This is a genomic window from Nonomuraea sp. NPDC050733 (genome assembly GCF_040654215.1).
GTDB lineage: Bacteria > Actinomycetota > Actinomycetes > Streptosporangiales > Streptosporangiaceae > Nonomuraea.
This window is the reverse complement of sequence record NZ_JBFAHO010000004.1, coordinates 268,032-281,750: the sequence shown is the minus strand read 5'-3', so window position 1 is coordinate 281,750 and position 13,719 is coordinate 268,032. Positions and strand designations below refer to the sequence as shown.

At 70.2% G+C, this 13,719-nt stretch carries 11 protein-coding genes and 1 tRNA gene; 3 read left to right on the top strand and 9 right to left on the bottom strand.

Going from position 1 to position 13,719, the window contains the following annotated elements; genetic code table 11:
* Nucleotides 1-14: 14 nt before the first annotated feature.
* Complete coding sequence (locus AB0H64_RS10950; protein ID WP_357622690.1) at nt 15-818, bottom strand: MarR family transcriptional regulator; 804 nt, start codon at nt 816-818, stop codon at nt 15-17.
* 219 nt (nt 819-1,037) lie between these two features.
* Here AB0H64_RS10950 and AB0H64_RS10945 point away from each other — a divergent pair, with 219 nt between their 5' ends.
* The 3 genes from AB0H64_RS10945 (at nt 1,038) to AB0H64_RS10935 (ending at nt 4,549) form a co-directional block, all read left to right on the top strand.
* A complete protein-coding gene (locus tag AB0H64_RS10945; protein ID WP_357622688.1) occupies nt 1,038-2,126 on the top strand; it encodes a serine hydrolase domain-containing protein in 1,089 nt (362 codons plus the stop codon).
* 216 nt (nt 2,127-2,342) lie between these two features.
* A complete protein-coding gene (locus AB0H64_RS10940; RefSeq protein ID WP_357622686.1) occupies nt 2,343-3,287 on the top strand; it encodes an RNA polymerase sigma-70 factor in 945 nt (314 codons plus the stop codon).
* A gap of 80 nt (nt 3,288-3,367) precedes the next feature.
* Nucleotides 3,368-4,549, top strand: a complete 1,182-nt coding sequence (locus tag AB0H64_RS10935) for an FAD-dependent oxidoreductase (protein WP_357622685.1) — start codon at nt 3,368-3,370, stop codon at nt 4,547-4,549.
* Between the two features lie 227 nt (nt 4,550-4,776).
* Here AB0H64_RS10935 and AB0H64_RS10930 read toward each other — a convergent pair whose 3' ends face one another.
* The 8 genes from AB0H64_RS10930 to tmk form a co-directional block, all read right to left on the bottom strand.
* Nucleotides 4,777-5,295, bottom strand: coding sequence for a hypothetical protein (locus AB0H64_RS10930; protein WP_357622683.1), 519 nt, complete (start codon nt 5,293-5,295; stop codon nt 4,777-4,779).
* A gap of 728 nt (nt 5,296-6,023) precedes the next feature.
* Nucleotides 6,024-6,097 (bottom strand) — tRNA-Thr (locus AB0H64_RS10925).
* A 75-nt stretch (nt 6,098-6,172) separates the two neighbouring features.
* Nucleotides 6,173-7,621, bottom strand: a complete 1,449-nt coding sequence (locus AB0H64_RS10920; RefSeq protein ID WP_357622682.1) for an alpha/beta hydrolase — start codon at nt 7,619-7,621, stop codon at nt 6,173-6,175.
* A 91-nt stretch (nt 7,622-7,712) separates the two neighbouring features.
* Nucleotides 7,713-8,558 carry a regulatory iron-sulfur-containing complex subunit RicT gene (gene ricT, locus AB0H64_RS10915; RefSeq protein WP_357622981.1) on the bottom strand — a complete coding sequence of 282 codons (846 nt, stop codon included), beginning with the start codon at nt 8,556-8,558 and terminating at the stop codon, nt 7,713-7,715.
* Nucleotides 8,559-8,652: 94 nt separating this feature from the next.
* A complete protein-coding gene (locus AB0H64_RS10910) occupies nt 8,653-9,693 on the bottom strand; it encodes a permease-like cell division protein FtsX (RefSeq protein ID WP_357622680.1) in 1,041 nt (346 codons plus the stop codon).
* Complete coding sequence (locus tag AB0H64_RS10905) at nt 9,690-10,232, bottom strand: SigE family RNA polymerase sigma factor (protein WP_357622679.1); 543 nt, start codon at nt 10,230-10,232, stop codon at nt 9,690-9,692. The genes AB0H64_RS10910 and AB0H64_RS10905 overlap by 4 nt, the downstream gene beginning before the upstream one ends.
* 206 nt (nt 10,233-10,438) lie before the next feature.
* Nucleotides 10,439-11,626, bottom strand: a complete 1,188-nt coding sequence (locus AB0H64_RS10900; protein ID WP_357622677.1) for a DNA polymerase III subunit delta' — start codon at nt 11,624-11,626, stop codon at nt 10,439-10,441.
* Nucleotides 11,627-11,635: 9 nt separating this feature from the next.
* A complete protein-coding gene (tmk, locus tag AB0H64_RS10895; RefSeq protein WP_357622675.1) occupies nt 11,636-13,681 on the bottom strand; it encodes a dTMP kinase in 2,046 nt (681 codons plus the stop codon).
* Between the last annotated feature and the right edge of the window lie 38 nt (nt 13,682-13,719).

Genomic DNA, 13,719 nt, shown 5'->3' with positions numbered 1-13,719 from the left:
CCGGCTCGACCGGCTCACGACGACCCCCGGCCCGCTTCGGCGGCCGGGGGTCGTCCCGTTCCCGGGGCGTCCTCCATGGTGCGGTCACCGTCTGCGGTCCGGTCACCCGAGGGGATGTGCCGCCAGCGCTCGGCCGCCTGGAGGATGTCGCGGCTGATGTGGCCGTGGATCCGGCTCATGTCCTTCAGGCGCACGCCACCGGGTGTCGCGGGTCCGAGAACGCCGGCCCCCTGCTCCGCGATATCGGCCAGCTCGGCGCTCACCCTGGCGCTGGCCTGCAGCGCCCGGTACCAGACCTCGTTGTCGCAGACGTAGCGCTCGCGCCGCTGCCGCGGCTCGCGCTCACGCCGGATCAGCTCCTGCTCCTCCAGGTAGCCGACGGCCTTGGAGATCGAGGCGGGGCTGACCCGCAGCCGCCGGACCAGCTCGGCCGAGGTGAGGCTGCCGCTGTCGGTGGTGTACAGGCAGGCCAGCACCCGGGCCATCATCTCCGGCAGCCCGGTGGTGACGAGCAGAGCGGCGAGACGGCGCGCGAGGCCGTCCACCGCCTCAGGGTCGCGCCCGTGCGCCGCGGCCGGGGTCGGTGAGGGCCGGGCGGATGCGGGGGCACCTGGCTTGCGCCGCCGGGCACGTCGCTCGGTGGCCAGGTGGGCCCGGTCGGGCTGGTAGTCGGAAGGTCCTCCGTTGCGGGCGATCTCGCGCGTGACGGTCGAGGCGGGCCGCCGTAGCCCTCTGGCGATCTCGGAGTAGCTGAGCCCCTCGGCCAGCCCTGCTGCGATGCGCCTGCGTTCCGGCTGGGTCAGCCTGCCTCCGGGCATGCGCTCCGGCTCCCTTCCCTCGTACGCGTGATCAGACCCCAGTATGCATTCACGCTCATCTCATTGCAACGAATCTTTGCGTTAACCGGCAAACTCATTGCAAGGATTATCTCCGCTACCAGCAGGCTCTACGCCTTTGCGCCAGACGCACTGAATTGATGAGAACGGAAACGCAATATAGCTTTCACGTATTCGTGAAACTGATCTCAGGAGCTCGTCATGACCATCACCCTTCCCCGCCCCACCGTCCAGCAGGCGCTCGGCCGGGCCGTGACCGAGCATCGCCTGCCCGGCATCCTCGCCGTGGTCCGCGACGGCCACGACACCCGGTTCGGCACCGCCGGGGTCGCCGACATCGGCACCGGCGAGCAACGCCGGCCCGAGGAACGCTTCCGCGTCGGCAGCATCACCAAGACGTTCACGGCTGCGGTCGTGCTGCAACTGGCGGCCGAGGACAAGCTGAGCCTGGACGACACGGTCGACGCCTGGCTGCCCGGCCTGGTGCGCGGCAACGGGCACGACGGCCGCGCGATCACCCTCAGGCACCTGCTCAGCATGACGAGCGGCCTCAGCAACTACTCCCTCGACCCCGGCCTGCTGAGCCGCTACTACGGCCCGGCGTTCATGGAGCACCGCTTCGACAGCCACACCCCGGAGCAGTTGGTACGGGTCGCCATGGCCCACGAGCCCGACTTCGCCCCCGGGCGGGGCTGGACCTACACCAACACCGGCTACATCCTCGCCGGCATGATCATCGAGCGGGTGAGCGGCGAGACGTTCGCCGAGCAGGTCTCGCGCCGCGTCGTCCGCCCGCTCGGGCTGACCGGAACGTACGTGCCGGGCGGCGAGGTGGGGATCCGCGGCCCGCACGCCCGGCACTACTCCACGAACTACGTGCCCGACGCCGACGCCGAGATCCACGACGTCACGGACATGAACGCCTCCGTCGGCTGGACCGCCGGCGGCATGGTCTCCAACGTCGCCGACCTCGACCGGTTCTTCACCGCCCTGCTGAAAGGCCGGCTGCTGCCCCAGGCCCAGCAGGAGGAGATGTTCGCCACCGTGCCCACCCCCGAGGGCAAGTGGATCCCCGGCACCCCCACCTACGGCCTCGGCATGTCCTCGCTCCGGCTGCCCGGCGGCCGGACGGTCTGGGGCATGGGCGGCGCCATCAACGGCTCGTTCTCCTTCGCGTACGGGACGCGCGACGGGGAGCGCATGGTCGTCCAGAATGTCAACGGCGACTGGAACGACCCGATCGGCCTGTTCATGGAAGTGCTGGAGGCGGAGTTCGGCCCGGCCGACTGACCCACTCGTCATGGTGGCGCGGTGGCGGGATTCACGTTCGTCAGCTCGACTACAGCCACGCCGACCGCCCCTATGCGCGCAGACTCGCCGCCGAGAAGACCTCCTCCTACGTGAGCCTGGAGATCGCTTACGCGAGGAGGCGGAAGAAGCGCGTCGCCACCGGATCACGGTGGACCGGTGTGGACGTGGCCTGCGCGTATGGCCGATTATGGGGCAATGTCGCTCCGCACGCACGAGGCCGATCTGTTCGAGAGCTCAAGGGGCCGCTTGGAGGCGATCGCCTACCGGCTGCTGGGATCGGCCGGTGATGCGGAGGACGCGGTGCAGGACACGTACCTGCGCTGGCATGCGGCGGACCGGGAACGGATCGAGACGCCCGAAGCCTGGCTGACGAAGGTGCTCACCAATCTCTGCCTCAACCAGCTCACCTCGGCGCGGGCCAGGCGGGAGACCTACGTGGGGCAGTGGCTCCCCGAGCCGGTGCTGGACGGAGATCGGATACTCGGTCCCGCCGACACCTTCGAGCAGCGCGAGTCGGTCTCCATGGCGATGCTCACCCTGATGGAGCGGCTGTCCCCCAACGAGCGCGTGGTGTATGTGCTGCGCGAGGCGTTCGGGTACGCGCACCGCGAGATCGCCGAGATCATGGACATCACCGAGTCGAACTGCCAGCAGATCTACCGGCGTGCCAGGCAGCATCTGGCTGTCGAACGATCCCGCACGGAGATCGATGCGGTCGCCGCCCGGAAGATCGTCGAGGAGTTTCTCGCCGCGGCCCTCAGCGGCGACACGGAGCCACTGATCCGGCTGCTCGCCGACGACGCGGTCAGCGTGGCCGACGGCGGCGGCAAGATCGTCGCCCGGAGGACCCCGATCATCGGAGCGATGGACATCGCCAAGTACCTGCGTGGCATGTTCCGACCGAGCGACTCCAAGCGAGCCCTCGTCGGCGGCAATCCCACCTTCTACGCCGTCGTCGTCAACGGCGGCCCTGCCATGCTGGCCGAGGTCAATGGGCAGGTCATCGGTGTGGTCTGTCTCGATGCGACCCCCGACGGCCTCGCGTCGATCCACATCCAGGTCAACCCCGACAAACTTCAGCGCATCACGCGCCAGTGGGCGGCCGCTGGACCCCGGCGTCCGCTGGTGGCGAATTGGTGACCCAGATCACTCTCGTTCGCTGTCAGGGATCGCGCGCCTGTCCGGTTCAGGAGGTGCAAGCAACCAGATAGGAGCGAGCCATGAAGCACCGCATCGTCGTCCTGGGAGCCGGGTACGCCGGAGCAAACACCGCCGGTCGCCTCGCCAAGCGGCTGCACCGCGACGACGTCGAGATCATCCTGGTCAACGGCGACCCGGAGTTCGTCGAGCGGGTGCGCATGCACCAGCTCGCGAGCGGGCAGGATCTGCGGCCTCGCCCGCTGCGCGACCTCTACGCGGGCACCGGCGTACAGGTCCGGACCGCGCAAGTCACCGCTGTCGACGTGGAAGGCAGGACCGTCGACCTCGGCGGTGAGACCCTCGCCTATGACACCCTCGTGTACGCCCTGGGCAGCACCAGCGCCGATCACGGCGTCCCTGGTGTCGCGGAGCACGCCTACAACGTGGCCGGCAAGCAGGCCGCTCTCCGGCTGCGGGCGCGGCTGAGCGAGGCGAAGCCCGGTGAGACCGTGCTGATCGTGGGCGGCGGCCTGACCGGCATCGAGGCGGCCACCGAGATCGCCGAAGCCCACCCGGACCTCGCGGTCGCGATCGCCGCCCAGGGCCGCGTCGGCGGCTGGCTCAGCGACAAGGCTCAGCGCCACCTGCGCGGCGCCTTGGACCGGCTCGGCATCACGGTCCACGACCCTGCCGACATCACGCGCGTCGAAGCGGACGGCGTGGTCACCGGTGCGGGCGGAAAGATCCCGGCCCAGGTGACCGTGTGGACCGCGGGTTTCACCGTGCACCCGATCGCGGCCGCCACCACCCTTGAGGTGTCCGACACAGGCCGGATCGTCGTCGACGCCGGCATGCGGTCGGTCTCGCACCCCGATGTGTACGCCGTCGGCGACGCCGCGCTCGCCGAAGGAGCGGGTGGCCAGCCGCTGCGGATGTCCTGCGCCTCGGCGAACCCGATGGCGTGGCTGGCGGCCGACGTCATCGCCGCGCGCCTGACCGGTCGCAAGGTTCCCGAGACCACGATCGGCTACTCCTTGCAGTGCATCAGCCTCGGACGCCGCGATGGAATCATCCAGCGCGTGACCTCCGACGATCAGGTCACGTCCACCGTCTTCACGGGCCGGACCGCCGCCCGCATCAAGGAGATGATCTGCGCCGGCGCGGCCTGGAGCGTCTCCCACCCGACCATGATGATGCCGAGCCGCCGCCGTCACGTCGCGGCCACCGGCGCAGCGAAGACCCGACCCCTCGCCCGGTCATGAATTCGGGCGTCGTCGACACACCGCACGGGCGAACGCCTGCGGACTCACGTGGAGTCGCGTACCAAGCTCAAGGGAGTCAGAGGCGCGTTGTCATCTCCGGCCACCCGAGCCGGAACCGCATCCTGGATGCCGTCGGGACGTAAGACGACGGTCTCCGTAGTCTCCTGCTCGGGCACAGAGATCCGCCCGAGGCCGCACGGTTTGCGGTGAAACACGGAACTTGTCCTTCAGTCGTCCAGGCATCTGTAGCCGTTGGCATCCCAGCAGTCGTCGGCTGCCGAGGCCAGGATGACCACGTCGGTCCCGCCCTCGAGGGATACCTCGACGACCCGCTCCCCGAATCTCTTGCTCAGGTCATATGCCTCGCACGGCTCAGCGCAGTCCCGACTGTGCTCGGAGGCCGGCCTGCTGCGCCACCCCGCCTTCACGAAGGCGGCCACGACGTCCTTCGGCTTCATATCCTCAATATCGACGGATACGTACGAGCCGTACGTGGAGGAGTCGCAGTCGTTCATGTCCTGCATGTCCCCGGCCAGACCCGCCCGGGAGAGAACGGGGCTCAATGCCTCCCGGGCAAGGGCGTTCTCATAATCCGCCCGTTTGTGACACAACTGCCCACCGGCGGCCACTCCCAAGAGTCCGCATCCTGCGGAGAAGACAACGGTCAGGACGATGAGAACCAGGACCAGCCAGCGGTTTCGCACCTTCTCCCGCGCCGGATGCGACTTGATCACCGCGCCGGTCAACCACGGACCCCCATAATTGACATTTTCTCCCGCAAGTCAGGCCACAGTGGCCATCAACCAGAGAAGCACATCCTCATGGTCGGATGGCGAGCGCACTGTAGAGATTCAGTGCAGAAGCAGGCTTTGAAGAGCCAAGCGTCCACGGTGTATATCCGCTATACCTGGTCCATATGACGGCCTGCGATGCTCATGAGGAACACGCCCGAATCGCTGCCTTGCGGGAGCGCTTCGCGGCCTTGGGCGCCGGCGATCCTGACAGTTGGGCCGTCTCTGAGGTGTCCGAGAACATCCCCCAGCTTGCTCGCTTTCTCGCGCTGCGCCACATCTGACCGACACTGATCAACGGCTGGGCGGACCCCGGTGCTCTGGAGAGCATCCCTGCTGCTGACCGACTGCTCGCAGCCGGGGCCGATCACACCGATCTCGTACGGATCGCTCGATCCGTCGCCTACGCGACGGCCTTCGCCCTGCTCCACAGCATCACAGCGCACGGCTACGACCACGGAGCACCCGACACTCCCGGATGGCGCCTGATGGAAACCACTCCAGCGGGCGAACTCACCGGCAGGTCACTGCAGGCATTGCATGAGGATCTGCTCTCCATGGACCCGTCGGGCCAGGAAGGCGGGGATCTCTCCGGGTAGGGCATGGCCTCGTTGCTGTACGAAGCTACTGCGCGACCACGCAAAAGGCCCTTCCGGATCTTCCGGAAGGGCCTTCGAGCTGGGAGCCGCCTTGGGGATTCGAACCCCAGACCCCTTCATTACGAGTGAAGTGCTCTGGCCGACTGAGCTAAGGCGGCGTGCCGTGCAGCGTGAAGAAGTCTACAGGAGCGCGAGGGGTATTCGCTCCCGCCCGCCACGCGATCTTCCGACCGCTACGGGCATGTGGTGCCGTCCTTCGGGGGCGCGCCGGTGATCAGGTAGTGGTCCACGGCCGTGTCCACACACGTGTCCCCGCTGAAGTAGGCCGTGTGCCCGTCCCCTTCGTACGTGAGCAGGACCCCCGACTGCAGCTCGCCGGCCAGGGACCGGGCCCAGGCGTACGGGGTGGCCGGGTCGCGTTCGGTGCCGACGACCAGGATCGGTGGCGCGCCCTTGGCCGCGAGCGGGTGGTTCTGGAAGGTGGGGTGAGCCGGCCAGTACGCGCAGGGCAGGGAGCTCCAGGCGATGTACGGGCCGAAGCGGGGCGCCGTGCGGGCCAGGCCGGCGGCGGCCTTCGCGTAGGAGGCGACGTCCTTGGGGTACGCGCCGTCGAGGCAGTTGACGGCCATGTTGGCCTCGGTCTGGTTCGAGTAGCCGTCGGGTCCCCTGCCGAGGAGCAGGTCGGCGTTCTGGAGCAGCATCGTGCCGTCACCCTTCATCGCCTGGGTGAGCGTCTCGGTCAGCGTGGGCCAGTTGCCGCGGTTGTAGAGCGGCGTCAGCGCGCCGAGCATGGCCAGCGTCTCGGTGACCTCGCGGTCGCCTCCGGGCAGAGGCCGCCTGTCCGTACGGCGGAGCAGCGCCGTGAGCTCGTCGAGGGCGCCGCCCGCGTCGCGGCTCCGGAACGGGCAATCGCCGCGGGAGAGGCAGTCGTCCACGTACGCCCGGAACGCGATCTCGAACCCGGCCGCCTGGTCGGTGTTGAACCGGAACCTCGACAGGGCCGGGTCCACCGCTCCGTCGAGGACCAGCGCCCGCACCCGCTCCGGGAACAGGTCCGCGTACACCGCCCCCAGGAACGTGCCGTAGGACTTGCCGAGGTACGTCAGCTTCTCGTCGCCCAGCGCCTCGCGCAGCGACTCCATGTCGCGGGCCGCGTCGACCGTGCCCACATGCTGGAGCAGCTTGCCCGCCCCGGCCTGGCAGCCCTCGGCGAACTCCCGTGACCCGCGCTCCAGGGCAGCCTCCTCCGCCGCGTCGTCCGGGGTGGCGTCCAGCGCCAGGAACGCGTCGAGGCGGTCGTCGTCCAGGCACTCGATCGGCGCGGACGCCCCCACGCCGCGCGGGTCGAACCCGACGATGTCGAATCGCGCCCGTACGTCGGCACTCACCACGGACTGCGCCGCCCTGGCGTAGTCCACCCCGGATCCGCCGGGTCCGCCCGGGTTGAGCACCAGCGACCCGATACGGTCGCCGGTGGCGGGCAGCCGGATGACGCTGAGCTGGATCCGCTCCCCGCCCGGGTCGGCGTGGTCGAGCGGCACCGCGAGCTTCGCGCACTGGAACCCGTCACCGCAGCCGGACCAGGCCAGGCCGCCTCTCCCGAGACCAGACCGCTCCTCCCGGGTGCAGCCGGTGGCCAGGAGCGCGACCGCGGCGAGGACGGCCAGGGCACGGGACCACATGGGTGGCGATCTTACGCCTCCGGACCGGCCGAGCCGCCGGGTGGCGTACCGCCCCCGGGCCGGATGCTCACCGAGCGCGGCCCCGGTGCCGTCACGGCTCCTGCGGGGGCGTGCCCGGCTCAGGACCGTACATCTTGTCGTGCTGCTGGCGGGGGGAGCAGACCGAGGCGGAGGGACAGGCGCAGCGGCGGCCCCCGTCGTCGAGGCGGACCGTCACCGTGTCGGACGGGACGTTGTGTCCCACCACGCTTCCCTCGCCCTGCGGGGTGCTGACCCGGCTGCCGACCCGGGGCATCCGCTGGCGGGTCTCCATGTACAGCGGGTGCTCGTACTTCAGGCAGCACATGAGCCGGCCGCACGCCCCCGCGATGCGCAACGGGTTGACCGGGAGATCCTGGTCCTTGGCCATGCGCACCGACACCGGCTCGAAGTCCTTGAGGAACGTGGCGCAGCACAGGTCACGGCCGCAGGGGCCGATGCCGCCCTGCAGACGCGCCTCGTCGCGCGGGCCTATCTGCCGCAGCTCCACCCTGGCCCGCAGGTTGCGGGCCAGGTCGCGGACGAGCGCGCGGAAGTCGACCCGGTGCGGGGCCGAGAAGTAGACCGTGAAGACGTTGTCCTCGTCGAGGTAGTCGACGCCCACGACCTTCATCGGCAGCGCGTGCCGCTTGATCAGCCGCTTGGCCACGCTGCGTGTCTCGGCCCGGCGTCGCTTGTTGGTCTCGTCGCGGGTGAGCTGCTCCTCCCCCGCGATGCCCGCGCACACGGGCAATCCGTCGATGTCCTCGCTCACGTACTGCGGTGCCCACACGCACTCGGCCACCTCGGGACCCGCGTCGGTGGGCACCAGCACCTTGTCGCCCACCTTGGGGGTGTGCCCACCCGGATCGAGGTAGTAGAGCCTCCCGTAGCGTGTGAAGCTCACGGCCATGATCATGCCCATGGGCTGCAGCTCGCCTCCTGACGGCCTCGGGGGTCTTACGGCCTTCCGCTGCCACACTACGTGGGCGGGCCCGCTCCTGGTGAGGGTGTCAGCCGCAGATGTCCACGAACTCTCGCATGATCCCGTGGTCCGCCATGAGCACGAATTGGGCCTTCGAGCACCTCGCATCGATCACCTGAGCGACGCCCGGCAGGGTCCGCAGGGTGGCGGCCATCTTGGCGGAATCGGTGCCGGTTCTCAGGGAGACGCGGAACGATATGGGCATGTCCGTGATCTTCGTGGCGTTGACAAGGGTCTTGTTGCCGGCATAGGCGCGCTTGAAGTTCGCGTATGCCTGCGCCTGATCCTCGAAGATGGCCTTCTGGACCTCGGGCATAGCCCTGATCTCGCGCGCCAGCTTTTCCGTGTCCCCGGCGGTGATGCCCTTGGCATGCTGCGAGGTCTTACGGTTCGCCTCATATCTCTTGCAGGAGGGCTCGGAGGATGAGCCGGTGCAGAGGAACACCGAGATGTCCACCCACTCCTTGCGGCTGGGCAGGGAGATGGCTGCGTCCGTCACGGTCCGGTCGGAGACCATCGCCACGCCAGGCAACTTCTGGGCCGCGGCAGACACCGGCTGTGGCTTCGCACCCGAGTCGAGCGTGATCCGGAAGGTCTCCGGCACGTCGTCCGCCTTCACCTTGGCGACGATGTCTGGTTGGTCGGCGTACGCCTTGCGGAAGCGCTCATAGGCGCTCCTGCGGTCCTCGAAGAAGACATCCGCGACCCCGGGCAGCCTGCTCAGCAACTCGGCCAAATCCTTTGTCTGCTGCTCGGTGGCGGCGCGCCCCTGGCATGCCTTGTTGTCCCTCTCCCGCCCCGTGCACAGGAACACCGACACGTCGGCCTGGTCAGGAGCCTGCGCCCGGGCGGACGCCACGCTCGCCTCTTCCCCGGCGCCCGAGGCCGTGAACCCCACGACGGTCGCCGCCCCCGCGACCACGACCGCCGCCGCGACGGCAGCCAGCCTCATGTCCGCCCGGAACCGCCGGCGGCCCGGCACCGCCAGCGGCCTCAGCGCGCCGACGTCCAGCGTGGCCCCGGCTTCACCGAGAGCCTCGCGCAGGCGGTCTTCCACAGGGCTGTTCATGATGCCTCCTCAAGAGCTCGGCCGAGAGCCGCCAGCCCTCGCGCGATCGTGGACCTCGCCGTGCCGCCGCTGATCCCCATGGTCTCGGCGATCTCCTGGTCGGTGAGGTCGAGGTAGTAACGCAACGTCAGCGCCTCGCGCTGCCTGGGCGGCAGCGCGGTCAGGGCCACCAGCACCTGGCGGCGCTCCTCTCCGACCAGGGCGGCGCTCTCCGCCGACCAGACCGGCGGTTCGTACGGCACCGCGCGCCGGAACACCGTGGCGCGTCGCCGCAGCACCGACCGGCACCCGTTGAGCACCGCCGATCTGACGTAGACCAGCGCTTTGCCGGGGTCGCGCAGCCGGGACCGCCCGGCGTGGGTGCGGGCGAAGGCGTCCTGGACGACGTCCTCGGCGGTCGCCTGGTCACCGACCATGATCAGTGCCAGCCGTACGAGGCCGACGTGATGCTCGGCGAAGATCGCCGCGACATCGACGCGGTCCCGGGTCCGGGCCTCCCGATGGGAGAGCAGTTCGACTTCCACATCACAGAGACGCACGGGAAGCTCGTCTGCTGCTCGGGCCGCCGAGATCTCTTGTGTCACGAGGCGCCGGCGAAGCGAACCGGTAAGGCAGGCCGAAGAAGACGGCCGGCTGTGCGCTCGTCACGGCGCCCGGCCCGTGAGCCTTCACGACCGGCCATGACAGACGGCAACCCACGACGGCGGGTGAGGGCAACTCGGCCTTGCCGTAACAGATCGTGATCTTATGGTGCGCGCAGGGACAGCATCATCGCCTCGATGGCGATCTGGGGGTTGACGCTGGCCTCCAGCCGCTCCCGGCAGCGCATGATCGCGTCGATGCGCCGCAGCGTCTCCTCCGGCGTCGACTCCCGCGCCATGCGGTCCAGGTCGAAGCGGATGTCGTCGTTGGCCAGCTCCACCGCCGCCCCCAACTGCATGGCCAGCACGTCCCGGTAGAACGACACCAGCTCCAGCAGCGCGGCGTCCAACGAGTCGCGTTTGATGCGCGTGGCCCGCGACTTCTGCCGGTCCTCCAGCTCCTTCAGCGCGCCCGCGCCGCCCCGCACCAGGCCCCGGTTGAGCCCCTTGCCCGTGGAACCCTCGCCGTACAGGCGCCGCAGGTCGGTCGTCTCCGCCTCGTTGAGCGTCGCCGTGGCCGCCGCGGCCTCCTCCTCAGCGGTCTTGACCAGGCGCTCGGCGGCCGACACGCACTCCCCCACGCCCGTGAGCGACCTGGGGATGGCCAGCACGGCCTCGCGCCGCCTGCGGACGTTCTCGTCCAGGGCGAGGGCGCGGGCCCGGCTGATGTGGCCCTGGGCGGCGCGGGCGGCGAACCGGGCCGTCTCCCACGGCACGCTGTCGCGCGTCGCCAGCACGTGTGCGACCGCCTCGGTGCCAGGAGTCGTCAGCGTGACCAGGCGGCAGCGCGACCGGATGGTGATCATCATGTCGTCGGGGGCCGGGGCGCACAGCAGCCACACCGTACGCGGCGGCGGCTCCTCGATGGCCTTGAGCAGGGCGTTCGCGGCGGACTCGGTGGCCCGGTCGGCGTCGTCGAACAGGATCACCCGCCACCTGCCCTGCGTGGGCGCGCCGGCGGCCCGCAGGATCAGCTCCCGCGTCTGCTTCACGCTGTAGGACAGCCCGGCGGGGCGCACGGACTCCAGGTCGGGGTGGGAACCGATCAGCACCTGGTGGCACTGGTCGCAGTGGCCGCAGCCACCGTCGGGGCAGAGCAGCGCCGCCGCGAACGCGCGCGCCGCGTCCTCCCTGCCCGCGCCGGGCGGGCCGGTGAACAGCCACGCGTGCGTCATGCCCGCGCCCCGGCCGCCGCCGACCACCTCGCCCGCCGCCGCGGCGGCCCGCGAGAGCACGGCCACGGCCTGGTCCTGCCCGACGAGGTCGGCGAAGACGCCGGTGGAAACTGTCACGGACAAAGGCTAGTCGCGGATGGCCGGCATCGTGCCCGTCACGTCCTCGGCCTCATGGGGCACCGGGTCGGGCAGGATCTCGTGGACCCGATCCTGGATGGCGCGGGTGATCTGCTCGGGGGGAAGCGTGCCGTCCACCACGAAGTAGCGCCCGGGGTCGGCGGCGGCCAGCGCCCGGAACTCCTTGCGGACCCGCTCGTGGAAGTCCAGCGGCTCCGACTCGATGCGGTCGGCCGCGCCGCCCAGCCGGGTCAGCCCGACCGAGGGCGGCGTGTCGATGAGCACGGTCAGGTGCGGCACCAGCGCGCCGGTGGCCCAGGCGTTGACCTTGGCCACGTCCTGCGGGTCGAGCGAGCGGCCGCCGCCCTGGTAGGCCAGCGACGAGTCGACGTAGCGGTCGCAGACCACGATCGCGCCCCGCTGCAGGGCCGGCCGGATGACCTTCTCGACGTGCTCGGCCCGGTCCGCCGCGTACAGCAGCGCCTCGGCGCGCGGCGACAGGCCACGCTCGGCCGCGTCGAGCAGGATCGCCCGCAGCCGCATGCCGACCTTGGTGGAGCCCGGCTCGCGCGTCTGCACGACGTCGTAGCCCTGGTCGCGCAGCCAGATCGCGATCATGCGCGACTGGGTGGTCTTGCCCGAGCCCTCGCCGCCCTCGAACGCGACGAACAGCCCGGGCCCGGCCTCGGCCCCCTCGGACCGGAACCGCTCGCCCCGGACCGCCGCGATCAGGTCCTCCGACAGCGGCACGTCCTTGCGGTCGTCCATGTGGCGCAGCGCCAGGATGCCGACGGCCACGGCCAGCGCCCCGCCGAGCAGCAGCACCAGGTTGGACCCGTCGAACCGGTAGGACAGCTCCCCCGCGTCGAGGTGGTGCTCACCGAACAGGGCCGCCAGCGGGTTGGCCGCGGCCACCACGAGCAGCAGCGTCACCCGCGCCGTGGACTGCAGGAACGAGAACGTGCGGCCGCGCAGCGCGTCGTCTACCTCCAGGCCGATCAGCGTGTAGCCGATGATCCACGCGATGCCCGCGCACGCCCCCAGCGCCACGGTCAGCATGACCACGATCGCGAGGTTGTGGACCAGCGCGATCGCGACCAGCACCAGGCCCGCCACGGTGATGGCCAGCCCGAACAGCCGCCGCCTGGACAGCCCGCTCAGCAGCCGCAGCCCGAAGAACATGCCGAGCGCCATGCCGACGAAGACCGCCCCGAAGACGACGCCGTAGGCCGCGTCGCCGCCGTCGAGCGCCACCACGTAGATCTTCGCGACCCCCACGACCGCGCCGCCCGCCGCGAACGCGCCGAGCATGCCGATGATCAGCCCGCGCACCAGCCGGTCGCCGCCGACGAACCGCCAGCCCTCGACGACCTGCTTGAGCACCGACGGGGTGGAGATCGCGCCGTCGCGCCGCGGGATGTCACGCAGCGTGAAGATCAGGTACGCCGACACCAGGTATGCCAGGGCGTTGATGACGAGGGCCACGCTCGTCGGGTCCACGCCGGACAGGGGCGGCACGAGGCTCCGCAGCATGTCGCCCGCCACCGACAGCGCCGCGAACAGCAGGGCCGCGACGGGCGCGCTGCCGTAGGTGACCAGGAGGTTGAGCCGGTTGGCCGCCTCCAGCTGGTCCTTGGGCACCAGGTTGGGGACCGTGGCCTCCTTGGCCGGCACCCAGAACAGGTTGACGCACTCCACGAGCAGGGTCGCGACGATGATCCACTGGTAGCCGCCGATCAGCGGGATCGACAGCACCACGGCGAAGCGCGCCAGGTCGGAGACGAACATCGTCAGCCGCCGGTCGAACCGGTCGGCGAAGGCCCCGGCGAGCGGGCCGAGCAGGACGGCCGGCAGCATCTTGGCGATGAACACGCCGCCGATGGCCAGCGACTGGACGCGGTAGTCGTCGTCGCGGGTGAGATTGCCGGCCAGGGCGGTGAGGGCCAGGATGTTGAGCCAGTCGCCCAGGCTGCACACCGACATGGCCGTCCACAGCCGGCGGAACGGTGCGTTTGCCAGCACGTTGGCGGGTCGGCGTCGGCCAGGGGCGGTCATGATGTCAGCGTATCCAGGTGCTCGCCGGGACGGGGAAG